At 64.0% G+C, this 26,236-nt stretch carries 19 protein-coding genes; 18 read left to right on the top strand and 1 reads right to left on the bottom strand.

The window, feature by feature from the left end; all coding sequences use genetic code 11:
* Nucleotides 1–73 precede the first annotated feature (73 nt).
* The 18 genes from LQF09_RS08640 (at nt 74) to LQF09_RS08555 (ending at nt 23,806) form a co-directional block, all read left to right on the top strand.
* Complete coding sequence (locus LQF09_RS08640; RefSeq protein WP_270069701.1) at nt 74–610, top strand: Na+/H+ antiporter subunit E; 537 nt, start codon at nt 74–76, stop codon at nt 608–610.
* A gap of 14 nt (nt 611–624) precedes the next feature.
* The gene (locus LQF09_RS08635) at nt 625–984 is read left to right on the top strand and encodes a monovalent cation/H+ antiporter complex subunit F (protein ID WP_270069700.1); all 360 of its coding nucleotides are present in this window, start codon (nt 625–627) and stop codon (nt 982–984) included.
* A complete protein-coding gene (gene mnhG / locus LQF09_RS08630) occupies nt 981–1,322 on the top strand; it encodes a monovalent cation/H(+) antiporter subunit G (protein WP_002933590.1) in 342 nt (113 codons plus the stop codon). The genes LQF09_RS08635 and mnhG overlap by 4 nt, the downstream gene beginning before the upstream one ends.
* Nucleotides 1,319–1,639 (top strand): Na(+)/H(+) antiporter subunit B, encoded by a 321-nt coding sequence (locus LQF09_RS08625; protein ID WP_002933588.1) that lies wholly within the window; start codon nt 1,319–1,321, stop codon nt 1,637–1,639. Before mnhG ends, LQF09_RS08625 begins: the two co-directional genes overlap by 4 nt.
* Nucleotides 1,636–2,352, top strand: a complete 717-nt coding sequence (gene mbhE / locus LQF09_RS08620; RefSeq protein ID WP_270069699.1) for a hydrogen gas-evolving membrane-bound hydrogenase subunit E — start codon at nt 1,636–1,638, stop codon at nt 2,350–2,352. The genes LQF09_RS08625 and mbhE overlap by 4 nt, the downstream gene beginning before the upstream one ends.
* Nucleotides 2,349–2,660 (top strand): Na+/H+ antiporter subunit C, encoded by a 312-nt coding sequence (locus LQF09_RS08615; RefSeq protein WP_002933572.1) that lies wholly within the window; start codon nt 2,349–2,351, stop codon nt 2,658–2,660. The genes mbhE and LQF09_RS08615 overlap by 4 nt, the downstream gene beginning before the upstream one ends.
* Nucleotides 2,657–4,132 (top strand): complex I subunit 5 family protein, encoded by a 1,476-nt coding sequence (locus tag LQF09_RS08610; protein ID WP_270069698.1) that lies wholly within the window; start codon nt 2,657–2,659, stop codon nt 4,130–4,132. Before LQF09_RS08615 ends, LQF09_RS08610 begins: the two co-directional genes overlap by 4 nt.
* On the top strand, nt 4,129–5,640 hold the full coding sequence (locus tag LQF09_RS08605) for a proton-conducting transporter transmembrane domain-containing protein (RefSeq protein ID WP_270069697.1): 1,512 nt from the start codon (nt 4,129–4,131) through the stop codon (nt 5,638–5,640). Before LQF09_RS08610 ends, LQF09_RS08605 begins: the two co-directional genes overlap by 4 nt.
* Before the next feature lie 97 nt (nt 5,641–5,737).
* Nucleotides 5,738–7,531 (top strand): complex I subunit 5 family protein, encoded by a 1,794-nt coding sequence (locus tag LQF09_RS08600; protein WP_270069696.1) that lies wholly within the window; start codon nt 5,738–5,740, stop codon nt 7,529–7,531.
* Between the two features lie 318 nt (nt 7,532–7,849).
* Complete coding sequence (locus tag LQF09_RS08595) at nt 7,850–8,821, top strand: WD40 repeat domain-containing protein (RefSeq protein ID WP_270069695.1); 972 nt, start codon at nt 7,850–7,852, stop codon at nt 8,819–8,821.
* Nucleotides 8,822–9,113: 292 nt separating this feature from the next.
* Nucleotides 9,114–10,595 carry a flagellin gene (locus LQF09_RS08590; RefSeq protein ID WP_270069694.1) on the top strand — a complete coding sequence of 494 codons (1,482 nt, stop codon included), beginning with the start codon at nt 9,114–9,116 and terminating at the stop codon, nt 10,593–10,595.
* Between the two features lie 238 nt (nt 10,596–10,833).
* Nucleotides 10,834–11,841: a hypothetical protein gene (locus LQF09_RS08585; RefSeq protein ID WP_270069693.1), complete on the top strand. Its 1,008-nt coding sequence runs from the start codon at nt 10,834–10,836 to the stop codon at nt 11,839–11,841.
* Complete coding sequence (locus LQF09_RS08580) at nt 11,838–12,545, top strand: class I SAM-dependent methyltransferase (protein ID WP_270069692.1); 708 nt, start codon at nt 11,838–11,840, stop codon at nt 12,543–12,545. The genes LQF09_RS08585 and LQF09_RS08580 overlap by 4 nt, the downstream gene beginning before the upstream one ends.
* A gap of 7 nt (nt 12,546–12,552) precedes the next feature.
* Nucleotides 12,553–13,785, top strand: a complete 1,233-nt coding sequence (locus LQF09_RS08575) for an aminotransferase class I/II-fold pyridoxal phosphate-dependent enzyme (RefSeq protein ID WP_270069691.1) — start codon at nt 12,553–12,555, stop codon at nt 13,783–13,785.
* Nucleotides 13,782–14,984 (top strand): aminotransferase class I/II-fold pyridoxal phosphate-dependent enzyme, encoded by a 1,203-nt coding sequence (locus LQF09_RS08570; RefSeq protein ID WP_270069690.1) that lies wholly within the window; start codon nt 13,782–13,784, stop codon nt 14,982–14,984. Before LQF09_RS08575 ends, LQF09_RS08570 begins: the two co-directional genes overlap by 4 nt.
* Nucleotides 14,981–15,709, top strand: coding sequence for a WbqC family protein (locus tag LQF09_RS08565; RefSeq protein WP_270069689.1), 729 nt, complete (start codon nt 14,981–14,983; stop codon nt 15,707–15,709). Before LQF09_RS08570 ends, LQF09_RS08565 begins: the two co-directional genes overlap by 4 nt.
* 5 nt (nt 15,710–15,714) lie before the next feature.
* A complete protein-coding gene (locus LQF09_RS08560) occupies nt 15,715–18,723 on the top strand; it encodes a sulfotransferase (RefSeq protein WP_270069688.1) in 3,009 nt (1,002 codons plus the stop codon).
* Nucleotides 18,724–18,787: 64 nt separating this feature from the next.
* Nucleotides 18,788–23,806 (top strand): glycosyltransferase, encoded by a 5,019-nt coding sequence (locus LQF09_RS08555; protein ID WP_270069687.1) that lies wholly within the window; start codon nt 18,788–18,790, stop codon nt 23,804–23,806.
* Here LQF09_RS08555 and LQF09_RS08550 read toward each other — a convergent pair whose 3' ends face one another.
* The gene (locus tag LQF09_RS08550) at nt 23,807–26,131 is read right to left on the bottom strand and encodes a tetratricopeptide repeat protein (protein WP_270069686.1); all 2,325 of its coding nucleotides are present in this window, start codon (nt 26,129–26,131) and stop codon (nt 23,807–23,809) included.
* Between the last annotated feature and the right edge of the window lie 105 nt (nt 26,132–26,236).

The following is a 26,236-nucleotide window of genomic DNA, read 5'->3' as shown; positions in this document are numbered from 1 at the left end:
CCCTGACTGCGGGGTCGTGCCGCCTTCGGCTACGCTGCCACGAATTCCGAACGACAAGCCTCCTTCATTGCCGATGCCCAACTCGCTGCAGGCCTTCAGCTTTCGTGCCCTTGCCCTGCTCCTGCTGTGGTGGACGCTGAGCGGCGGCGAGGGGTTGCTGTTCGGGCTGGCCACCGCCTCACTGGCAGCCGCACTGAGCTTGCGCCTGACGCCACCGGCGACTCATCGCCTGCACGCGCGCCGGATTCCGCGCTTCGCCGCCTTTTTCCTGCTGCAGTCGCTGCGTGCCGGCTGGGACGTGGCACGACGAACGCTACATCCGGCGCTACCGCTCGACCCCGGCTTGCTCAACATGGCAACGAGGCTTCCCGAGGGCGCACCCTGCTGGTGGCTGATGCTGGTCATCAGCCTGCTGCCGGGCACGCTGAGTGTGCGGCGCCATGGCAACAGCCTGGAGATCCATTGCCTGGACGCTGGGCTGGATGTCGATGCCGACCTACGGCAGGCCGAGACGCAGGTTGCCCGCCTGTTCGGCCTCACGCTCGCTCGCATCGCACCGGATCCTGCGTCGAGGGGAGAGGCAACACCCCCCGCAGCAGCAAGGCAGTGAGGGCGGCACGCATCATGGACACCCTGCTCGAAACCTTCTCCCTCCTGCTGCTGCTGTCGCTGGTCCTTGGCCTGCTGCGCGTCTGGAAGGGGCCGGGTTTCGCGGATCGCATGCTCGCGGCGCAACTTCTGGGCACGACCGGCGTCGCGATGCTGGTCCTGCTCGCCGACCCGCTCGGGCTGGCGGCGCTGCGCGATGTAGCCCTGGTGTTGGCGCTGCTTGCGGTACTTGCAGTCCTCGCTTTCGTGGCCCGGGTCTGGGACCCCGATGAACAAGTGCCGGACGGTTCGGAAAACCCGAGCGACACACGCACGGAAGCAGCCCCAGCGCAGCAGCAACGCGCTGCAGGCACAGCCGGGAGGCGACGCGGATGACGGCGGTCGCACTGTTCCAGTCCCTGCTGATCGGCGCCGGGGTCGCCTTCTTCGTCGTCGGATCGATCGGCGTGCTGCGTTTTCCCGACGTCTATACCCGCATCCACGCCCTGACCAAGGCGGACAACCTCGGCCTGGGGCTGGTCGTGATCGGGCTGCTGCCCGGCGCCGGCTCGGTGGCGGCCGCGCTCAAGCTGCTGCTGATCTGGGGCCTGGCCCTGCTCGCCAGCGCCTGTGCGGGCTACCTGGTGGCGCGCGCGGCACGCCGCCGCGGCGTCGAACCCTGGCGGCGAGGACAGCCACGCCAGCGTCCCGAGCGAAGCGGAGACCCGCGGTGAGCGCGCTGCCGGCCAACGCCTTCGATCTCCTCCTTGGCCTCGGCCTGATCGCCTGTGCCGCGGGTGCGCTCCTGTCGCGCGAACTGTTCCGCGCCATCGTCATGTTCATCGTCTTCGGCCTGCTCATGGCGCTGGCCTGGGTTCGGCTGCGCGCACCCGACATCGCGCTCGCCGAGGCGGCGATCGGCGCCGGGCTCACCGGCGTGCTGCTGCTCGACACCCTCGGCTACCTGCGCCGCCGCTTCGAGCGGCCACGCCCCTCCCCACCCTCCGCACCCGCAGCACACACCTCGGACAAGGAGCAGACGAGGTCATGAAACGGTACCTGCTCATCCTGCTCGCAGCGCTCGCAAGCCTGGCGGTCTGCGCCGCACTTGCCCTCGCCGTCATCGAGCGCCCCGAAGCGCGCACAGACCTGCCACGAGTCGTCGCGCACAGCACCGAGCACGCCGGCGCGCCGCATCCGATCACGGCGGTCCTGCTCGATTTCCGCAGCTACGACACCTTGCTCGAAGTTGCCGTGCTGCTCGTCGCCGTGGTCGTCGCGCTGGCGCTGCGCGAGGCCCAGCCCGACGGCCCCGACCGCATGGGCCTCGACAACCCGCTGCTGCGTGCAGTGATGAGCTGGCTGTTGCCGTTGATGGTGCTGGTCGCCGCCTACCTGCTTTGGGCGGGCAGCACGCGGCCAGGGGGCGCCTTCCAGGCGGCGGCGGTGCTGGCCGCCGCGGGTGTGCTGCTGCGCCTGGCAGGCGTGCGCCTGGGCGGTTTCGCCGGAGAACGCGGCGCCCGGCGGTTGCGCGCGCTGCTGGTGCTCGGCCCGGCGGTATTCGTGGCCGTGGGTGCCGGCACGGCACTCGGCGGGCGCGCCTTCCTCGACTACCCGGCGGATTGGGCCGGCGGCCTGATCCTGGCGATCGAGCTGGCGCTGACGCTGTCGATCGCGCTCGCGCTGCTGTCGCTGTTCCGGCTGGCGCCGCCGCAGTCGGACGTCGAGCGTCTGCCCGAGCGCAGGCGGAGGGCCCGCGAATGAGCGCAACAGTGCTCGCCACCGACGCCCTATACGCTTGGGTCGGGGTGCTGCTGTGCGGGCTTGGCCTGTTCGGCTTCATCATTCATCGCCACTTGCTGCGCCGCCTGCTCGCCTTCAACGTCATGGGCAGCGGCAGCTTCCTGCTGCTGGTGGGGTTGGCACAGGACGGGCGTGGCATCGACCCGGTACCGCAAGCCCTCGTGCTAACCGGCATCGTGGTGGCGGTCGCGTCCACCGCACTCGCACTCGTCATCTTCCGCCGCTGGCATCGCGTCAGCGGCGAGAGCACGCTGCCGGAGGACGTGTGAGCCTGCTGCCTGCCCTGGTCATGCTGCCACTCTCCGCCGCGCTGGCAAGCACGCTGCTGCCGCTGCGCTGGCGCGGGCCGCTGGGGGTGGCGCTGGCCGTATTGCTTGCCGGCGTGGCTTGCGGCCTGCTGCGCACGGTGGTGGGCGACGGGCCGCAGGCGCAGGCGCTGGGTGGCTGGGCGCCGCCGCTGGGCATTGCGCTGGTGGCCGACGGCCTGGCGGCAGGCATGGTGGTGCTGACCGCGACTGTCGCCCTGCCCTGCGCGCTGCACGCTGCACTCGGCCTGCGCGGCGAGGCGGTGGAGGACGGCTTCTGGCCGCTGTTCTGGTTCATGTGGGCGGCACTCAACGGCATCTGGCTGTCGGCGGACCTGTTCAACCTCTATGTCGGCCTCGAGTTGCTCGGCCTGGCGGCGGTGGGCCTGGTGGCGCTCAAGGGCTCGGCCGGCGCGCTGGCTGCGGCGATGCGCTACCTGCTGGCAGCGCTGCTCGGTTCGCTCGCCTACCTGATCGGCGTCGCCCTGCTCTACGCCGCCTGGGGCAGCCTGGCGCTGGCGGACCTTGCAGGCTTCATGGCCGAGGCTGGCGTAGCACAGTCCGGCAGTCTCACCACGCTGGTCGCACTCGGCCTGATGAGCGCCGGGCTGCTGCTCAAGACCGCCCTGTTCCCGCTCCACGGCTGGCTGCCGCCCGCACACGGCGGGGCACTGCCGCCGGTCAGCGCGCTGCTCTCGGCGCTGGTCATCAAGGCCTCGCTGTACATCCTGATGCGGCTGTGGATCATGGCAGGCCCGGCGCTGACCCCGCTCGCGCTCGGTTGGCTACTCGGCGCACTGGGCGCCGCAGCGGTGTTCTGGGGCGGCTGGATGGCGCTGCGCCAGGCACGCCTCAAGCACCTGGTGGCCTACTCCACGGTGGCGCAGATCGGCTACCTGTTCCTGTTCTTCCCGCTCTTCGGCGTGGCGAACATGGACGCCGCGCGCCTGGCATGGGACGGCACGCTGCTGATGCTGGCCGCGCATGCGCTGGCCAAGGCCGGCATGTTCCTCGCTGCCGGCAACCTGGTGCTGGCGGTGGGCAGTCCGCACATCGCCGACCTTACCGGCATCAGCCGCTTCCGACCGCTGTCTCTGATGAGCTTCGGTCTGGCAGGGGTGAGCCTGATGGGCCTGCCGCCGAGCGCCGGCTTCACCGCCAAGTGGCTGCTGCTGCAAAGCGCGCTGGCGAGCGGGCAGTGGGTGTGGATCATGGTGCTGGTGGGGGGCGGGCTGCTGAGCGCGGCCTACGTGTTCCGGGTGTTCCGCCACGCCTTCGTCGAGGGCCCGGCGCGCGACCGCTTCGCCTCGCCGCCGCTCGCGCTCGAGCTGTCGGCGCTGGCGCTGGGCAGCGCCAGCATCGCGCTCGGCCTGGTGGCACAGGCGCCGCTGGAATGGCTGCGCATCGGCAGCCCACTCGCTACGGGCGTGCCATGAGCGGCGCGAGCTCACTCCTCCACGCCTTGCTGCCGCTGGCAGTGATCGCCACCTCGCTGCTGGCCGCGGTAGGCATCTTCGTGCTCGCCGAGCACCGTCACCGCCTGCGCAGCAGCCTCAACCTAGCAGCGGCGCTGGCCAAGCTGGCGCTGGTGGTGTGGATGGGGCTGGGCGTGCTCGAAGGCGAACGCTACGCGTTGCGCTACACCCTGGTCGACGGGGTCGCCTTCGTGCTGCGCGCCGACGCCCTCGGCATCATGTTCGCCGGCCTGTCCTCGGTGTTGTGGCTGTTCACCACGATCTACGCCATCGGCTACCTTGAGAACGCGCCCAACCGCAGCCGCTTCTTCGGTTTCTTCAGCCTGTGCGTGGCGAGCACGGTCGGTATCGCGCTCGCCGGCAACCTGTTCACCTTCTTCCTGTTCTATGAACTGCTGACGCTGTCGACCTACCCGCTGGTCGTGCACCGCGGCAGCGCAAAGGCGCTTGCCGCCGGACGCACCTATCTCGTCTACACGCTCGGCGGCGGCGCGGTGCTGCTGCTCGGTATCGCCCTGTTGCATGCGCTGGCGGGCGACGTGGCCTTCGGCGCCGGGGCGGGCCTGGCGGCGCTCGAGGCCGTATCAAATCCGCAGCTGGTGCTGATCTTTGCGCTGCTCGTCGGTGGCCTGGGCGTGAAGGCCGCAATCTTCCCGCTCCACGGCTGGCTGCCGACGGCGATGGTGGCGCCGGCACCGGTGAGCGCGCTGCTGCATGCGGTGGCGGTGGTCAAGGCCGGGGCCTTCGGCATCGTGCGCGTGGTGTATGACGTGTTCGGCATCGAGCTGGCTTGGCAGCTCGGCGTGCTCGGGCCACTGGCAGCGCTGGCCAGCTTCACCATCCTGTACGGCTCGCTGCGCGCGCTGGCGCAGACCGACCTGAAGCGCCGGCTGGCGTTCTCAACCGTCAGTCAGGTGTCCTACATCGTGCTCGGCATCTCGCTGTTCGGGCCGCTCGGCACTGCCGGCGGGCTGGTGCACCTGCTGCATCAGGGGCTGATGAAGATCACCCTGTTCTTTTGCGCCGGCAACTACGCCGAGACCCTGGGCGTACACCGCGTGGACGAGCTCGACGGCGCCGGGCGCTGCATGCCGGCGACCAGCATCGCCTTCACCATCGGCGCCTTCGGCATGATCGGCGTCCCGCCGCTGGCGGGCTTCGTCACCAAGTGGTACCTCGGCCTCGGCGCACTCGAAGCCGGCATGGGCTGGGTCATCGGCGTGCTGGTGGCAAGCAGCCTGCTCAACGCCGCCTACTTCCTGCCCATCCTGCACCGCATCTGGTTCCGCCCGCAGCGCGGGCCGTGGCCGGACGAGCGCTTCCGGCAATGCCACGACACCCACCCGCTGCTGCTGATACCTACGCTGGCGACCGCCGCCTTCAGCGTGGTCGCAGGCCTGTTCGCCAGCCTGCCCTACTCCCCGCTGTACTGGGCGACCGTGGTGGTCGGGCGGGAGTACCTGCCGTGATCGCCGCGGCGAGGTCGTCGCCCCCGCCGTGGCAGCTGGCGAGGTCCGCCACGCGGTCTGTGATGATGGCATCCGCTACCGTCGAGGAGGCCCGCTGATGGAGCGCGCAATCGACGCTTTCGGCTTGGTGCTGGTCCCGACCTTGCCACTGCTGATGGTGCTGGCCTGGTGCGTGCCCGGCTGGCGCTGCCGCATCGAATGCTGGACGCCATGGGCAGCACTGCCCGCGTTGTTGCTGGGGCTGGGCGGCGCGCAGGGGGTGAGCGTGCAGCTCGATGCGGTGCTGTACGGCACCGTGCTGGCGCTGGACGGAACACGGCGGGTGTTTCTCGCCTTCACCGCCCTGCTGTGGCTGGGCGCGGGCCTCTACAGCCGTGGCACGCTGGCGGGCGACGCGCGGGCGAGCGGCTTCCGGGTGCTGTGGCTGGCAACGATGGCGGGCAACTTCGGCCTCATCCTCGCCCACGACCTGGCGAGCTTCTACGCCAGCTTCGCATTGATGAGCTTTGCCGCCTACGGCCTGGTGATCCACGACCGCAGTGGCGCGGCGCTGCACGCCGGGCGGGTGTATCTGGCAATGGCGGTCGCCGGTGAAGGCCTGATCATCGCCGGCCTGTTGCTCGCGGCCAGCGCCAGCGCGGCGCCGCAGGCACCGCTCTTGAGCGACCTGGCGGACGCAATCGCGGCCTCGCCGCGGCGCGACCTCACGATCGCCTGCCTGGTCGCCGGTTTTGGCGTCAAGGCCGGGCTACCGCTGTTGCATATGTGGCTGCCGCTGGCTCACCCGGTGGCGCCGGTACCGGCGAGCGCAGTGCTGTCGGGGGCGATGATCAAGGCTGGGCTGCTGGGCTGGCTCGTCACCTTGCCGCTGGGGGTGGTCGCGCTGCCGGGCTGGGGCCTGGGCCTGATCACGCTCGGCTTCGCTGCCGCCTTCGGCGCCGCGGCCATCGGCATCCACCAACGCACACCGAAGACGGTGCTCGCCTACTCCAGCGTCAGCCAGATGGGCCTGATCACCGTCGGCGTGGGCGCCGGCCTGCACCAGCCAGCGCTGTGGCCCGCGCTGGCGCCCGCGATCGCGCTCTACGCCCTGCATCACGGCCTGGCCAAGGGTGCGCTGTTTCTCGGCGTGGGCATCGCGCCCGCGCTGGCCCAGGCGGGCAGCATACGCCGGCGGGCGTTGTGGCTGGCGCTGGCGCTGCCCGGGCTGGCGCTGGCCGGGCCGATGGTGAGCGGCGCGGCCGCCAAGATCAGCCTGAAGACCGCGCTCGCGGGCGGCATCGTCACCCCGGCGTGGTGGCAGCACCTGCCGCTGGTACTGAGCCTGGCGGCGGCCGGCACCACAGCGCTGGTCGCGCGCTACCTCTGGCTGCTGGCGCAACAAGCCGACGACGGCCACCATGCGCCCCCGACCACCGCCCAATGGCTGGGCTGGGCGCTGGTGCTCGGCGCGAGTGTGGCCGGCCTCATCCTGCTGCCCTGGGTGCCGGTGCCCGCGGGTTTGCCGCCCGACCCCGCCTACCTGCCCGAGCTGCTGTGGCCAGTGCTCGCCGGCAGCGCACTCGCCGTGTTCGCCGCCCGCCGCCTGCGCGCCTGGCCGCTGCCGGCCGGCGACGTGCTGACGCCGCTGCTTGGCCTGCTGCAGGGACTGCGCAGGGTGGCAGAGGCGTGCGTACGCCAACTCACTGAGTTGGCCGGTCGCATCGCCACCGGCCATGGTTGGCACGCTCCGGGCGCGGCAGACACGCGAGACGAGGCGATCGCACCGCCGCCTGCAAGTGCACTGGAGCAGGCGCTGCGCCGGCATGCCGCCCTGCTCTTTGCACTGCTGACAGCGCTGGGCCTGGGGCTGGCACTGGGTGCGTGGCTTGCGGGGCAGCTAGCGCGGTAGGCGCAGGTTCCGGCCAACAACAGGCATCGCGCCGGGCACAGGAAAAGCACGCGGCTGGCGCCGCTCCTACGGGGGAGACGCGCCACGGTCTGCTGTAGGAGCGGCGCCAGCCGCGAGGGGCTGAAGGCGACACCGCCAGGGTCGGGACCAGAAAAGCTCGCGGCTGACGCCGACACAGACAATGCTGTATCCAGGCTGGCCTGACCCACCGTGAGGCGATAGGATTCGGGCATCGAGGCGCCTCATACCAGCCATGCACCATGAAGCCTCCCTGGCTCATGCCCTAACCCGAGCCCGCAGCAATGCGGCGCTGACGCCATGAAGATGAACATCCTTCCCGTGCGCCCCCTGCTGCTGTCCCTCGCACTGGCCCTCGCGGGCTGCAGCGACACCCCACTGCGAGAGTGGCGCACCACGGAAAAAGGGGGGGTGTTCTCGCTCAGCATCAGCCAGGATGCCGAACACGTGCTGGTCGGCGCGGTGCAGCACGGTGGCAGCCTGTGGCGCACGACTGACGGCGCACGCCTCTACGACTGGAACCACAAGCCGGACCAGGTCTCTGCGCTGGTAGCGACTGCCTTTTCGGCCGAAGGGCGCTTCGCAGCGACCGCCGAGCGCCATCAACTCGCGCTATGGGACGTCGCCAGCGGCCGTGCCATCGCCACCTGGGCGATGGAGGCTCCGGTACTGTCGATCGCCGTCTCGGGCAACGGCCAGCGCCTGCTCGTCGGCCTGCAGGACAACTCGGCGCTGCTCATCGACACCGCCCGCGACGAGCCGCTTGCGCGCATTCGCCATGGCAACGGCGTACAGGCGGTGGCCATCACCGCGGACGGCCGCATCGGCATCACCGGCGCCGACGACGGCATGCTGCGCGCCTGGGATCTCGATACCGGCAGCACGCTGCTCGCACACAAGTTTGCCAGCGGCATCTCGACGCTGGCACTGTCCGCGGACGGCAGCCTGCTCTTCGTCGGCCGCCATCACGGCAAGGGCATGGTCTGGAACCTGCAGCGCAACCAGGCGGTCAGCGCGATCGGTCATGACCGAACCTCCATCGTCAGTGCGCGCTTCGCGCCTGACGGCCTCACCCTGCTCGCCGGCCTGCCCGCAGGCCGGATCCAGGAGTGGAACGTAAGCGCAGGCACACTCGTCAGGCACTGGCAGGCCGACGCACCCTCCGCGGTGCGCAGCAGCGGCCTGACCACGACCGCGGTCGCACACGACCTCCGCAGCCGCAGCATCATCGCCGGTTTCTCGGACGGGTCGGTCAGGGTGTGGTCACGCTGAACCGCCTGCCATGCACACTCCGCTGCCTGCCGGCAACCGGCAGCGCGGCACGGGCAGGCGGCAAACTATGCGCAGTGACCATGACAAAACCGGCAAGCTTTGCCGAATAGCCGCTGATTTACCGGCATTTTCCGGCCTTTGATCGCCGATCCGGCCCCATAGAATCCGCTTTGACCACCTGGCACGGAATTCGCTGAGAGCCGGTCAAGCACGACCACGCTCTACCCCGGACCTGGCATTCCGACAACGCTGGCCGTACTGCAGACGCAACGGACACCCTCGGAGATCAATCATGGCTCAAGTCATCAACACCAACATCGCTTCGCTCAACGCGCAGCGCAACCTGAACACCTCGGCCGGCTCGCTCGCCACCTCGCTGCAGCGCCTGTCCTCGGGTCTGCGCATCAACAGCGCCAAGGACGACGCCGCGGGCCTGGCGATCTCGGAACGCATGACCTCGCAGATCCGCGGCCAGGATCAGGCGCGCCGCAACGCGAACGACGGTATCTCGCTTGCGCAAACGGCCGAAGGTGCCTTGCAGTCTGCCGGCGATATCCTCCAGCGTGTGCGCGAACTTGCAGTGCAGTCGGCCAACGCAACCAACTCTGCATCGGACCGCCAAGCGCTCAATGCCGAGGTCAACCAGCTGACATCGGAGCTCGATCGCCTTGCCAAATCGACCGAGTTCAACGGCCGCAAGCTGCTCGACGGCTCCTTCTCCACCGCCACCTTCCAGATCGGCGCTAACGCCGGCCAGACCATCCAGGCCACCACCGCGAACTTCAGCACGAACCAGTACGGCGGCTACAGAATCGGCTCTCAGGTTGCAGCCAACACCGGCGCGAAGGGGGATCTGACCCCGGGCAGCACCGCGTTTGCACTTGGCTCCTCCGCGGCGGCACTGAACCGCGTGCAAGGCGGAACGGTCACCATCAGCGGTGCCGCAGGCACTGCAGCGGTGACGATCGGTGCAGGCGCCTCGGCAAAGAACGCCGCCGAACTGATCAATGCCGAAAGCGGCACGACAGGGGTTACCGCCAGCGCGCGCACCGAGTTCGACATCGACTTCAGCGCACCGAACACCAGCTACAAGTTCGACATCACCTCGAACAACGCTGCGCCGCTGACGATCTCCTTCACCATCGGCGCAGAAGACAATGACGGTCTGGCAGCAGCCATCAATGCCTTCAACGATGTCTCGGCCAAGACAGGCGTGAGCGCGCGAGTGAACGATACCGGCGACGGCATCACCTTGTTGAACGCAGCCGGCGAGAACATCACCATCGCAAATGCCGCCTCCGGGTCCGCAACGGCGACCATCGGGGGGACCTCGACAGGCGCTGGTGCAACTGCGATCGGCACCGGGCAGCTCATCATCGACTCCGATCGCTCCTTCAGCATCGAAGCGCCCAACACAACCGATTTCTTCAACAACACGACTGCTGCATCTCAACTGCAGGCTGTCAGCAATCTGGATGTCAGCTCGGTCGAGTCGTCGCAGCGAACACTGGCGATGGTCGACGCGGCCCTGTCCGCAATCAACGGCCAGCGCGCCAAGTTCGGCGCCCTGCAGTCGCGCTTCGAAAGCACGATTGCCAACCTGCAGATCTCGTCGGAGAACCTGTCGGCGTCGCGCTCCCGCATCCGCGACACCGACTTCGCCTCCGAGACCGCCAACCTGACCCGTGCGCAGATCCTCCAGCAGGCCGGCACGGCGATGCTGTCTCAGGCCAATGCGCTGCCGCAGCAGGTGTTGTCGTTACTGCAAGGGTGACGGGTCTATCCACGCCACTTAGCAAACAAGGCCTGTAGACACAGGCCTTGTTTGCATTAGAGCCAGGTTTGAGGCGGCTTGACGCACTGCACCCGTAACTCCGAAGATACCCACAACTACCCGCATTTTTCGACTACCGACGAACAGGTTGACTAAGCTTGCCAGAACCACGATGAGTTTCAGATCTGAATTGGCGTTGCATGCTTGTTTGACACCCAGTATCGATTGACTCGATAAGATGCGCTTCTCCTTACCGCACCGCTGCACACTCCATATTGGGGTTCCCAAGACTGGAACGACCGCACTGCAGGTTTTTCTGGCAGCAAATGCCGAACGCTTGCGCAGTCACGGCTTCAATTACTCCGATGCCGCACGACGCAGCAGCGGCCACCATGACCTAGCCTTCCTGTGCAGCGGCGGCTACCCCGAGTGGGCCGTACCCAACGAAAAACCGTTCGATGTTCTCGCCCATCAACTCAAGCAGGACATTCAGGCTAATCCACTCGAACTCATCCTGAGCAGCGAGAATTTCTATTGGCTGTGCTCCGCTGAAGACGTTGCTCAATTCATCAGGGGACTAGGACTCCATCCTCAGGATACAAGAATCGTAATCTATCTACGGCAACAAGAGGACATGGTTGCCTCTTGGTACAACCAAGCGGTCAAAGCGCTCGGCTACGCAGGCACGCTGGAACAGCATATGACAGAGAACGCCGAACTCTGGGACTACCATAGGAGTCTAGCGGCATGGGAAATGGCTTTTGGCCGATCTAACATTCAAATTCGAACCTACACTGCCAATGTGGACATATGCCGTGATTTTCTTGCTTTTCTCAATCTGCCAGAGGGAGATTTCAAATTCAGCCAGGAGCGTGTCAACCCCTCTCTGAATCGCGATCTGCTGGAGTTTCAACGCCAAGTCAACCAACTCCCCTTGCCTACTGTCGAAAAAAGACAGTTTCACAAGGCGCTCATGCAACTCAGTGAGAGCGTCGCCAGCACTGCGCTTTTCAGCACGCACCCGCTGCTTGATGCTGCGACGCGGGCAAGAGTACGCGCTCACTACGCCGCGGGCAACACACAGGTCGCCAAACGCTACCTCGACCGTACGGAACTCTTCGAACCGAGTACACCGGAGACGGAGGACGGCAGCCTCGATACCCCTCCCTACCCGGGCTTGACTGTCGAGAAAATGTGGCTCATTTTCGGATGGTTGCTTTCACAAAGCCGGAAGGACACGCAATGAACAATGCCCACCCCGCTTCGGGCGGCGAGTTTTACAAGGACTTTCCAAGAACTTGTGCCCCTGATGATTACTGGCGCCAGGTAGGCAGGACCATCAACGGAGAGCCTGTTTCGGGAACGCAGATCCGGATGATCGTCGATGCGGTGAATGCTGGACTCGAGTTGCGCGAAGACGACTACTTGGTCGATCTATGCTGCGGCAACGGCGCGTTGTCCCGGTTTTTCCTATCGCAATGCCGCGGCGGCGTTGGCGTCGATTTCTCGCCCTCGCTGATCGAGATCGCCCGGCGCGATTTCCTCTCCCGCGCGAGTGAATCCTATGAACTGATGGACGTGGTCGATTACATCCGGCAGGCTGCGCGACCCGAACGTTTCAGCAAGGCTCTGTGCTACGGCGCCTTTCAATACCTACCCTCCGCCGCAGCCGCTTCCTTGCTCGCGACACTCCGGAAACGCTTTGCCGGCGTTACCCATTTCTATATCGGCAACCTCCCCGACAAGGGGCTGATGTCCCGCTACTTCGATCAGCGTCCGTACACGCCCGGTGTTGAGAATCGCGCCGACTCGGTGATCGGTATCTGGCGTACCGAAACCGAATTTGCACGGCTGGCGGGCGAACACGGCTGGAACTGCCGCTTTCTCCGCATGCCGGAACAATTCTACGGCGCCGCCTATCGTTTCGACGCAGCGCTGACCCCGGCTTGACGCACCCATGAAAGTCACGCGCAAACGCTCCGTCGACGAACTGGCATTGTTTGGCGGCCCCGCGCTGTTCCAACGACCCAGGTCGATCGGGCAACTCGATGCACCACCAATAGAGCCCTTTCTTGCCTCGCTTAAGTCGATCATCGAGCAACGCCGTCTCACGAACGACGGCCCCTTTGTGCGCGAACTGGAAGCACAACTGGCCGCATACCACGGCGTTGCCCATGTCGTCGCCCTAGCCAATGCCGGCCTTGGCTTGATGATGCTGATGCAGACTTTTTCCGACGGCCGTCCCGGCACCGTCATCATGCCGGCGTTCTCGTTTCGCGGGTTACCTCATTTCGCACGCTGGGCGGGACAAACGCCCTGCTTTGCCGACGTCACCCCGGACACCCATACGCTGCAGCCCGAATCAGTCGAAAACTGCATCACCGATCGTACCCGCTCCATCCTGGCGGTCTGCAACGTCAACGGCGCGGGCAACATCGACGACCTCACTTCGGTGGCGGCACGACACGGCATACCGCTTTTCTTCGATTCGGTTTATGGAATCGGAAATCGCTACGGCCAGACCCGTCTGGGCGGTTTCGGCCGAGCTGAGGTCTTCAGCCTGCACGCCACCAAGCTCCTCAACGGTTTCGAAGGCGGCTACGTCACCACCAACGACGCCGGACTGGCACAGTCGTTGCGGCATCAACGCAACTTTGCCTACGGCTCGGACACTGCCGGCCTTCCGCCGCATCTGCTCGGCTGCAATGCCAAGCTCAACGAAATTCACGCCGCGATGGCGCTTCATTCCCTGCAGAACATCAACGCGATCATCGATGCCAATCGGCGCCGTTTCGCACTCTATCGCAAAGCGCTTTCCACCCTCCCCGGCCTGAGCCTACTCGCCCCGACGGGCCCGGACGCCGAAACCTGGAATCATTCCATGGTGATCGCCGAAATCGCACCCGAGTGGCCGCTGAGTCGGGATTTCACCTGTGCCCTGCTACGAGCGGAAGGGGTCGCTATCAACCCTTATTACAGTCCGCCGCTGCACCTCAAGGACAATGACCCCGTCCGCCTGCCTGTGACCGAATCGCTGGCGCAACGCTTCCTCCAGCTACCCGCTGGCCATCAGGTCCGGCCGGACGATATTGCCGCAATCGGCGAGCTGCTGCAGTTCCTGCATGCGCATGGCGATAGCATCGCCGCACGCCGACCGGCCAGCAGTGAACTTTGCGGCGTCTCCAGATGAAACGTCCCGACCAATGGGCCTTGTTCGGCGGCACACCCTCCTTCGCCCAGCCCCTGCATGTCGGCCAGTTGAACCTGCCGCAGTGGGACCAGATCGAAGTGACATTCAGAGGAATATTTGAACGACAGTGGTATACCAACCACGGCCCACTGGCCAGAGAGTTCGACATCGCCTTTGCCCGACATCTCGGCGTCAAACATGCGATTACGGTTAACAACGGCACCGTCGCCCTGATGGTCGCGGCGCGCACACTCGGATTCGATCAGGGAGAGGTGATCGTGCCGTCGTTTACCTTCCCAGCCACCGTGCAGGCCCTTTCCTGGGCCGGACTAACGCCCATCTTCTGCGATGTCTCGCCGGAGACCCATACCCTCACGGCCGAACAAGTCCGACCCTTGATCACGCCCTCGACCGTCGCCATTGCGGGTGTCCATCTTTGGGGGCAGCCCTGTGACCCGGAAGCCTTGGCCGCGCTGGCAGAGGAATTCGGGCTTGCGCTGCTGTTCGATGCGGCCCATGCGGTCGGCTGCACGCATCACGGTCGCCCTCTGGGTCAGTTCGGCGATCTGGCTACCTTTTCCTTTCACGCCACCAAGATCGTCAATGCCGCCGAGGGCGGCTGCATTGCAACCAATGACGATGAACTGGCCGCACGGGCAAAAACCATCCGCAGCTTCCATCCCGGCGAGCAATACGCCCCGGTAGACACCCGCATCAACGGCAAGATGAGCGAGGCCCAGGCCGGCCTCGCCTTGCTGAGCTTGGCCGAGCTGGAAAGCAACATCGCCGCAAATCGGCAACGTCACATGATCTACCAACAACGGCTAGGCGAGTTGCCGGGCTTGCGGCTCCTCACCCCAGCCACGGACGACACGAGCAATTATCAGTACGTCACCGTCGTCATCGACAGTGAGCGCGCCGGACTCTGTCGCGACCAACTAGCTAGGCTTCTCGACGCCGAGAACATCATCTGTCGACGCTACTTTGAACCTGGTACGCACCGCCTGCCGCCCTACCGCGATGACCCAGCGCTCCGGGTACTCAGCCTCCCGGTCACAGAACGACTGTGCCGTGACGTTCTCGTGTTTCCAAACGGCACCCCCATGACCGAGGACGACGTAAGCAAAATCTGCGACGTCGTTGAAGCGCTTCTGGCACAAGCGCCTGCCCTCCGTGCCAAGCTGGAGCAGGTGGCATGAGACTGGGGATCATGCAGCCTTATTTCTTCCCTTATCTGGGGCATTTCGACCTGATCCACAACACTGACCGCTGGATCATATTCGACACGCCACAATACATCCGGCACGGCTGGATAAACCGCAACCGGATACTCCACCCTCAAACGGGTTGGCAATACGTCATCGTGCCTCTGAGCAAACACGGACACCGCACCGCGATCAACGATATTCGCGTCAACGATCAGGTGCGATGGCGCGACACTCTGCTCGGCCAGCTCACACACTACAAGCGCCGGGCGCCCTTCTACGCGGAGACGTTAGATCTGGTGCGGGACTGCCTTGCCCGTCCCGAGACTTCGATCAGCCGCCTCAACGGCCATATCCTTGAAAAGATATGCCAACGGCTGGGCATCACCTTCGACCATGTCTATTTTTCCGACCTCGACCTGAACATCGGCGAAGCCACCCACCCCGGCGACTGGGCGCTGCGCATTGCCGCCGCACTCGGCGCGCACGAGTACATCAACCCGCCGGGGGGCGAAGCCCTGTTCGATCCGGCCGCCTTTGCCTCCCACGGGATCAAGCTGACCATCAGACAGCCTACACATATGAAATACTCTTGCCGCGGCTGCCTGTTCGAACCCAACCTGTCCGTCATCGATGTCTTGATGTGGAACAATCCCAAAACCATCAAAGCTTTTCTTGATCAGCATGCCCTCCCGAGGCATGAAGTGCCACAGGACTGACCCCGATGCCTGCATTCAGCCCTATTTGCATTTGCCCCTATCGCCGCCTTGAGCACCTGCAACACACTGTGGATGCGCTGAAGAAGAATCCAGAGGCAATCTACAGCGACCTCTTTTTCTTTTCCGACGCCCCGGCTCCCGGCGATGAGAAGGCCGTTGCCGCTGTCCGCCGCTACTTGCGCACCATCACCGGCTTTCGCCGTATCGAGATCATCGAACGCGAGATGAACAACCGCGTCGCCAACTGGGTCGACGGCGAGATGCAGTTGCTCAACGAATACGGCAGAGTGATCTCCCTGGAAGACGACCTCATCGTCGCGCCCTCCTTTCTCCGCTTCCTCAACGACGGCCTCGAGCGCTTCAAGGACGACGAGCGGATCTTCGCCATCTGCGGATATACCCCACCGATGCGCTTCGAATGGATTACCCGGGAGAACGCGATCCTGAGCCCGCGATATTCTGGGTGGGGTTACGGCTACTGGAAACGCAGCCTGGAAAGAATTCCGCGTCGCATCGAAGACTACGCACGCACCAGCCAATCTCCTGCATTCCGGAAGCATCTCGAAATGCAAGGGGACGATCTGGCACAAATGCTGCAGCGTGAATTGACAGGTTCGCTAGACGCGGGTGACGTGCGCATGAACTACATCATGGCGCGCGACGACCTGCGCGTGGTTTGCCCCACCGTTTCACTCGTGCATAACATAGGCTTCGACGACACCGGCACCCATTGCCCCAGCACTCGACGCTTCGATGCCGATCTTCGCCGGGCCCGGACAGGCATGCCGATTCCCGACTCGCTAACGGACGACCCGCTTGTCTTCGAACTGCTGCGCCGATTCCGCTGCTCCACCTGGCGTACTGAGCCCTGGCGGGACGACGAGATCATTACCACCATCGACGAAATTCAGCAAACGCTGGAACCGAAACGGCACGCGGCACGCTTGGCAGACACACTCCCAGCCGAACACGCTCACAAACTGGGCAAGGGCATCGTGTTCCTGCTCGGCCTGCCACGTTCCGGCACTACGCTTTTACAGCGCCTGCTGGGGGAACATCCAGAGATTCACACCACGGCCGAGCCGTGGCTTCTGCTCCCTGTCAGCACCCTGCTCTCACCAAGACTGGTCACCGCTGATTACGACACCGTGCTCGCGGCACAAGGCGTGGAGGAATTCACTCTGGAACTCCCCGGGGGCAAGGCCACGCTGCTCGATGGACTACGGCAATTCGTAGCAGACCTGTACGGGCAATGCCGCACCGCAAGCGGCGCAAGCTACTTTCTCGACAAGACCCCCCGTTATCACTACATCGTCCCGGAACTACGGCAGCTCTTCCCACTGGCAAAGTTCGTCGTCCTGCTCCGCAACCCGCTCGGCATTCTGGCTTCCGTGGCCGAGTCCTGGTTCAACGGCAGCGTCGAACACGCGCTCGCCAGCCCGCACCACCAGCGCGATCTAACCCGCGGGCTCGAGCATCTGGCCCAGGCTTTGCCCTTACTCGGTCACCAGGCCCATACCCTGCAGTACGAGACGCTGGTCAAACAGCCCGAAACGGAGTTGCGGAAGCTGTGCGACTTTCTCGAAGTAGACTTCACGTCTGCGATGCTGCGGTACGACCCCACACAGCATTTCAAAGGCGCCTTTGGTGACAATATTGGTATTCCGCAGCACGATGCAGCCAGCCCGGCATCCGTCGACAAGTGGCAGGATGTTCTCTTTCGCCCGGAGAACATCCTTGCCGCCAAGGCTTTCCTCGCGGCCACCTCCCCACAGATCCTCGCGCAGTTCGGCCAGGACTCGCAGAATCTCCAAGCACAGTTCGAAAACGCCATTCTGGAACGGGTGCTGCAAGGCGCCCTGCCATTCGACGCGCTAGCGCCCAGCCAGACCTTGGCACTGGCCGACGAGGCCTGCGACAAGGGAGAGCGAGCAGTCGAGGCCGAAAAGTTCGATGAGGCAGCAGAGCACTTCGAAACCGCACTGTCCCTCGTTCGCAACCATACCCGCACGCAAAACAACATCGGCGTACTGTGGTGGATCAATCAACAACCGGAACACGCACTTTCATTCTTCGCCAGTGCGCACCAAAACGATCCGAACGACCGCACCTCACTGCTCAACTTCACTGCCGCGCTGACCGTGCAGGGGCACATCGAGCAGGCGCGCCACGTGTATTTTAGCTACATGATGAGCCACCCGGAGGACCATGAAGTCGCCGGCCTCTATCTCAGCCTCGACGAGAAGCAGCCTTCTACCCCACCTCCCCCGCCGGCGCCCTCCAAGACGGCACGAGCGCAGGTCCGAGCAGACGACTTCTCCGACTATACGATTTCGCGTTTCCGCCACTTCACTCGGCTCGGCCTGCCGCCCATGCATGCGGGAGCGGATATCGAAGATTGTGACCTGAAGGTGTACCAGGACATGCTGACCTACTGGTTCATTCTCGACAACTTCGCACCGGGCGCTCGCCTGCTGGAAATCGGTGGAGGGAATTCCAGAATCATTCAAGCGCTGAAGGACCAATACGAATTCTGGAATCTGGACAAATTCGAAGGTCTGGGCGCGGGGCCAACAGAGGCCAGCAACACGGCAGGCTACACGCTGGTGCGCGCCTACATTGGCGACTTTTCTCCTGAGCTGGCAGACAACACCTTCGATGGCGTATTCAGCATCTCGACCCTCGAACACACTCCGCAAGACGAAGCCACACTCGAGCGCATCGCTGCCGATATCGACCGCATCCTCAAACCCGGTGGGCTGTCGATGCACTGCATCGACGTGGTATTGCACCGACAGGCCTTTATTCACCCGCTGATCCCTTATTTGCACGCTCACCGCCCCACCCTCAACCCGGCAGTGCCTCTCTGGGCACTGCGCCTCGACCCTGATCTTTGGCACATGAGCAAGGCGACCTACACACGGCAATGGCAGCCAATCACCCAGAAGACCTATGAAGCCTTCGGGCGCCCGGCTTCCTATAATCTCGTCTGGCGCAAACCGGCCGCGAGCTAGATCGCCCCCGCTCAAGCCCGGCACTTCGCCCGGCTACTCCCAAACGCGATGCCACCGAAACAACATGAATAAGCCCAGACTTCAGGAACTCCCGCTGCGCCAGACCCGCCATGTGTACGGCCCCGATGGCCTGCCGCTACTGGCCGTACCGCCGCGCAAGGGGGAAGACACCCCGCCACGGATTTCGATCGTTACGCCCTCCTACAATCAGGGCGACTTCCTGGAGGAATGCATTCTTTCGGTACTGGAACAAGGCTATCCAAACCTTGAATACATCATCATGGACGGAGGGAGTACCGACCGCTCCGTCGAGATCATCAAGAAGTACGAGAAATACCTGACCTACTGGCAGTCCCAACGGGACGGTGGGCAGTATCAGGCCATCAACGAAGGATTCCGTCGCAGTACCGGATCCATCATGGCCTGGATCAATTCAGACGACAAATACCATCCCGGCAGCTTCCGAACCGTCGCCGACGCATTCATCAGCCACCCCGAGGTTTCCTGGCTCACAGGCCGTCCAAGCACGTGGAACGAACAGGGTGATCTGGCGGACGTCCGCATGATGCGCACTTTCACCAGGGACGATTATCTCGACCCAGCGCTCGATACCTACATTCAGCAGGAAAGTACCTTCTGGCGCCGCGATCTATGGGAAAAGAGCGGCGGAGCGATCAATGACGAATTTGACTACGCGGGCGACTTCGAGCTGTGGCTCCGCTTCTTCGACCATGCTCAGCTCCACCTCGTGGACGCACTTCTGGCCGGTTTTCGTTACCACGCCGCCCAGAAAACCGCCGTCGCCAGCGAGCGCTACCTGGAAGAAGTGCAGCGCATCCGCCGCACGCAACACGTCGCTAGCAACAAGGGCACGTCTCCCCCAACCCACCGGATCGAGATCGCCACCAGTCTTGTCCCCAATAACGTCAGCGGACAATTGCCCGCCGTCCGCAGTTGGCAAAAACTCGGTTTCGAGGTTGTCAGCATCAACCCTGCCGAGGAAATCCCGCTACTCGACCAGCATTACCCGGGCGTCCGCTTTATCAGCGCAAAACGCCACGGCAAACACCTGGTCGGCAAACCCTGTGTTTTCATCGACGACATCCTGAGCTACTTCCGCACAAGCGCAGCGGATCGTTTCGGGATCGTCAATTCCGACGTATTCCTTTTTGCCGACAGAGATTTCGTCGACTTTATCGGGCAGCACAGCCGGAACGCCCTTGTCTATGGCTCGCGCGTCGAAATCCCGGGATACGGCTCGGCGCTCGGCTATACGTATCACTATGGCTTCGATTACTTCTTCTTCGATCGCATCCTGTTGGACGCTTATCCGGCATCTCAATTCATGCTCGGTATCCCGTGGTGGGACTACTGGGTCCCCTTCCAGGCTGTACAAGCTGGCGTACCAATCAAGCGGCTGGACGCCTACGTTGCTTTCCATGTTTCCCATCCCGTCAATTATCGCCAGGACGATCTCTACCGTTTCAAGGAACATCTTCTCTCTCTGGCCAAGAGCCCGCTACTGAACGAGGCCATCCGACGTGTCGAAGTCCGTGTAGGAGACCCTGACGAGGCACTCCAACGTGAGACACAACTCGCCTTACTGGGAGACGTTTTGCGCCACAGCCTGGAATGCAGCGATGTGCGCCTGGAATACTCCTCCCCGGTGGTTGAACTCAATGCAATAAATCAGGGAGCCGAGCCGGACCGTCCCTACCGCGTCAGTGCAATCGTTTCCACCTATGCCTCCGCAACATTCATCGCCGATTGTCTGGACGACCTGCTCAGCCAGTCGATTGCGGACGACACGGAGATCATCGTCATTGATGCTGCCTCTCCAGAGAACGAGGCAGAGATCGTGCGCGCCTACCAGGCCAAGCATGCCAATATTCGCTACCACCGGACTGCGGAGCGGATCGGCGTCTATGCGGCGTGGAATCTCGCCATTCGCATGGCGCAAGGTGCTTACCTCGTGTCGTGCAGTACCAACGACCGCCTCCGCCCCAACGCTCTCGAGCTGATGGCTAGAGTACTGGACGAACAGCCCGAGATTGCGCTGACCTACGGTTTCAGCTATCTCACCCGCACGCCGCACGAATCGTTTGCCCGTTTCAGCTATGCCGGTTGTTACAAATGGGCCGACTACAGCTATCGAGGACTCCTTAAAGAGCCTTCCATCGGTCCTCACCCAATGTGGAGGCGGCGCCTTCACGACGAATTCGGCTGGTTCGATGAGAGATACACCGCCATCAGCGACCAGGACTTCTGGCTACGCGTGGGGGCCCGCTACCCGATGCGATGTCTGTGGGACTTCACCGGCCTCTACTTGGTCAGCGACGACTCCCTTTCCGGCAACCGCGCACGTGCCCAGTCCGAATATCGCCAGATCGCAGAATGTCACCGTCGGGAGTATGCCTACGGCTTGTGGCGCGAAGGCCGCTACTTCACCACCGGCATGGCCCGGCGTATCGATGCGGAACTGGATGGCTGGATCGAAAAGCCCCAGTTCACGCTCTTCTTGCGTCACACCCAGGCAGACTTCCATGCGCTCTCCGCCACGATCCGTTCACTCACAGCCCAGTTGTACGGTGCATTCAGACTTGTTGTCCTATCACCTATCCAAGCCCCTCCGGGCATAGAGGGCGAACGGCTGGCCTGGATTCAGTGCCCCCCTTCGCAGTGGGCGGAGGCGGTAAACCAGTTGGCAGCTGGAGTCGACGAACGCCATGCGACCTGGGTGGCCGTGCTGGCGGACGGCGACCGACTGCCCGAACGCGCCTTGCTCACGCTTGCCCTGGACATCCATTCGCACACGGCATGGCAGCTCCTTTATGTCGATGAAGATGAAATTGACGCTGAAGGGAAACACCACAGTCCCCACTTCAAACCGGCTTTCGATCCCGACCATGTTTTAGCCACCCCCTACATCGGCGAAGTACTCTTCTTCCGCGCGGACCACCTCGCCGACCTCGGTGGGCTGTGTTCTGCCCTACCCGAAGCGGAGACCTTCGATCTCATGCTTCGCACGCTGGAATCCTGTTCCCCGGAGGCCATCGGCCACGTCCCAGACGTGCTGTTACACCGTCCCGCGGGCCGCTGGTCCCCCTACCCGCAGCACAGCCACGCTCAGGCGGTGGCCGACCACCTCGGCCGTAAGGGCATCGACGCGTCGATACGTTTCGACGAAGGGCAGCCGCTACGCTTGGATTTCCAGGTACCTGCCGCCAAAGCCATCCCTTCCGTAGCGATCGTCATCTACCCCGCGACCTGCCAGCTTGCTGCCCTCGAACAGGCCATCACCAGCCTGCTGGAGAAGACCCCGCCCCAGCCACACACGCTCTATCTGATCAACCCAGGCCCTCGTCATCCGGACATCTGGCGTTTTCTAACCCAGCTCGAAAGCCTCGGGCTGCCCAATGTGGTCTTCCTGCCCGCCCCATACGATGAAGGGCTAGTGCGGATCCTGCAGGAGGCAGTCGCCCGGATTACCGATGACTTCCTCGTTTTCTGGGCGGATGACAGCGTGGCGGTACAAACCGACTGGCTCACACCGCTGCTCAAACAGTTCAGTCGCCCCTCATCACCCGTCGCCGTCGGACCGCGGCTGGCCAATGCCGCCGCGCAACTCATCAGTGCGGGAGAGATCATGGGACTCTGTGGCCCATCAGGCGCACCCTACAAAGGGGTATTTCTCGACTATCCGGGCGAAAACGCCTGGCTGCAGTCAGACCATCGCGCCCGGATTCTGGATCGCCGCTGCCTGCTGGTACGCAGGTCCACCCTCGCCGCCGCAGGAGGCCTGGATACGGCCAGCAGCGAAGAGCATTGGGCCGCGGAGCTTTGCCTGCGCCTCGGGACGCTCGGCCCGCTGCTATGGACGCCAAGCTCCACTGTCATGGTGCGCGAATCGCTCGAACAACTTGAGCAGGAGGACACCTCAAGGCGCAAGAGCGAGTTGGGAGGGGCCACGATAGCCACCCTTCTGCGCTGGCAGACCCAGATAGCAAATCAAGTCGCTGCCGAGCCGCACCTGAACATGGAAGCAAGAGACCTGATACCCGAGACGCGCAGCGCGCTCACCTATGCTCCGTTGGCCAGCCTCGGCCTTCCGCGAATCTACGCACACGCCGCCGACCGCGAAGGTTGCGGCCACTACCGCGTTCTCCAGCCGCTCGAAGCCCTGCTGTCGAACGCGCGGGTCAGTGGCGGCGCAGCCACAGACCCCCTGCCCCTTGCACGGATGGTCGCCGACGAATTCGACACCCTGATCTTCCAACGACCGCACACTGCGCCCGTACTCCGTGCCATGCACCAATACCGGCAACTGAGCAGCGCGTTGCGCATCTTTGAAGTAGACGACCTGCTCACCGACGTTCCGGAGAGCAGTCCCCATGCCCGTGACTTCGGTCCGGACACCATCGCACTGTTCAAGCAGGCGCTCGGCCTGTGTAACCGCCTGGTGGTCCCCACCGAGGCGCTCGCTCAAGCCTATGGTCAGTTGGTGGATGAGGTCAGGGTCGTGCCAAACTACTTGCCGAAGCGGGTCTGGAACACCCTGACACCGGCCAGAAGATCCGGCAACCGCCCGCGGGTCGGCTGGGCGGGCAGCATCTCCCACCTCGGCGACCTGGCATTGCTGACCGATGTCGTGAAAACCCTGGCCAATGAAGTCGACTGGGTCTTTCTCGGCACCTGCTCTCGGGACATGCTTCCCTACATCAGTGAGAAAAAAGCTGCCGTTTCCTTCTCGCAGTATCCCGCGGCCCTGGCCAGCATGGGCCTAGATCTCGCCATTGCTCCGATCGCCAGCAATGCATTCAATGAGGCCAAGAGCAATCTCAAGCTACTGGAGTACGGCATCCTCGGCTACCCCGTAGTGTGCTCCGACATCGGGCCATACCGGCAAGGGCTCCCGGTCAAACGGGTCACCAACACACCCCAGGCATGGATTGCGGCAATCCGGGAACGTATCCACGATACGGATGCGGCCCGGCAGGAGGGCATAGCCCTGCGAGCCCAGGTTCGCCAGCACTGGATGCTGGACGACCATCTTGACGAATGGCTTGCTGCATGGACGCGTTGATCAGCCGGCAACATCGATATGCGCCACCGGCAATCCGCGCTGGTGGCGCTGCCACGCTTCCTCAAGTCCTGCTCCAAGGTGTCGAGCAAAGGCCTCCGCATCGAAAAGAGCAACCTTGTCTCGTGTCTCACGCAATTGATTCCGTAGCATTGCCCTCATTTCGACATTGCGAATGAGTTCAACGATCAAGCGCTCATAAGTTGTTTCATCGTTGGCAACGAGTTGGGGCAAACCCGCGGCGTGTAGAATGCTCGCGGAAACTCGCGACACGAAGGAGTCACCGCAGATTGCCAATTGGGGCACCCCTGCCCACAGCGAATCACTTGCCGTTGTGTGGGCATTGACCGGAGATGTATCGAGGGTAAGATCGGCTTGCCCCAACCTGCCCAAATGTTCGGCAGCAGGAACCCGCGGCGCCCAAACGAGCCGCTTGCGTTCAATGCCCGCGGCGGCGGCCTCGCGCAAGAACACCCCCTTGGCACTTTCCGGCCCATCCAGCAGCCAGAGCACTGCGTCAGGACACTGCCCAAGCACCCGCATCCACAACGCAAAGGTTTCCCGGGTGATCTTGTAGTACTGATGAAAGCCCGCCAGCACGACAGCACTCTCCGGAAGCCCCAGGCTCTCTCGGTCCGGCGTCCGGCCAATAACCCGCAGACGATCATTGGGCTGATAGCAGGCAGGCAAACGCAAGACCTGCTCGCTGTAGCCGCCCTCCATGCCAGGCGGAATGACGACGGCGTCTGCAATGACGTAGTCGATCCAGGGCGCCCCCATGGTGCCGGGAAAGCCCAGCCACTGCATCTGGATCGGTGCCGGCCGATACGCGAGAATTCCTGCCCGGTAACCTTGGGTCCATCCCTTCAGGTCAATGGCAATATCGACGCCATCGGACTGCAGTCTCCTGGCCGCGTCGATGTCGGACATCGCTGCAACGTCCACCCACCGCGGGATTGCCGACTGCAGTCGACGTCGGTATTCATCGCCCTCAGTCACTCGGGGGCCGTAATCGTAAGCAATTAGATGGAACCGTGCCGGATCCAGCGCCTCAAGCACGCCCACCAGAAGATGCGCCGTCGCATGATCCCTGAAGTCGGCGGACAACAGGCCCAGTCGCAATGGCCCACGAGCGGACGCGGCGCCTGTTCGCGCCACAGCTACCCTCGCCACATACTGCGCCGCAAAATGCTCGGCGACAACGCGCTGGTCTACCGGGCCCGTACCTGGCGTGGCAAGGTAGGCAAACGGCGACGGTAGCACATGCGCCTGACTTTGCAGACCCTCGCCGAACTGCTGGAAGAACGCGGCTTCGATCAGCTCAGCCCCGTCCCAGTCGGCAAGCTGCCGGCAAGCATGCGCCGCCTGCAGCATCCAGTCGATTCTCGGCTCGCGCTTGATTGCCTCGATCAAGGCCTCACGCGCGGTCTCGTTGTCACCGAGATCGGCGCTGGTACATCCCAGGTTGTAGTACGGGTCCGGGAACGCAGGATCACACTCGATCGCCCTCAGCAACATGGTTCTCGCCTGCATCAGCTGTCCGGCGTCGCGCAGCGCCACCGCCGCATTGTTGCAGGCCTGCGCCCACTCGGGAGCCAGGCTCGCAGCGCGCAGTCCCGCCTCCACTGCATCCTGAAACCGCCCCGCCCCCCTCAACGCAACCGACAGATTGGACCAGGCGACCGCATCGCCAGGCACTGACTTCACGGCGGCGTCCAGAAGCACGAGCGCCTCATCGATCAGCCCTTGCTGCAGCACGATGCCGCCAAGCATTGCCGCCGCACCCGCGTCCGCAGGCAAACGCTCGAGGTTGACCCGGCAGAAAAGTGCCGCACGGTCGAGGTCGCCGAGCTCAGCCAGCAGTTCACGGCACAGGCGCGCGAGTTCGGCATCAGATGGGGCGAAATCGAAGGCCCGCCAGAAATGGTCCAGCGCTTCGGCACGCTGGCCAACCTGCAGCAGGACACACCCGAGATTGTGGTTGAACGCCGAACTGACAGGCTGTAACACCAACGCCCTCCGATGGGCGTCCAATGCATCCTCGAACAACCCGCACGATGCGAGCGCATTCCCAAGGTTGCTCCAGGCCTGTGCGTCGGATGGCGCCAGGCGGACGGCAATCCTAAGCGCGGCCACGGCCTCCTCACTTCGACCGGCAAGCTGCAGCGCGCAGCCATGGAGCTTGTGGACAACCTGATGTCGCGGATGCCTGGCACCGAGTTCTGCCGCCAGCGCAATCGTCCGATCGTAACGCCCCTGTGAAAAGAGGCTGGCGGCCTGACTCAATAATTCCTGATCACGAGCCGATAAAGGAAGCTGGACCTTCATTCACACCCTCTGTCACATGGAAGCAAGCCGGCCCGCATCTTAACCGCCCGCCTCCGCGACCAGTGCAGCAAGCAGCCCCGGCGAATATTCCTAAAGTTCAGCGAC

It is taken from the genome of Thauera sp. WB-2 (assembly GCF_027594845.1).
Taxonomy (GTDB): domain Bacteria; phylum Pseudomonadota; class Gammaproteobacteria; order Burkholderiales; family Rhodocyclaceae; genus Thauera; species Thauera mechernichensis.
Note: the sequence above shows the minus strand (reverse complement) of the source record. Positions and strands in the feature narration are given on the sequence as shown.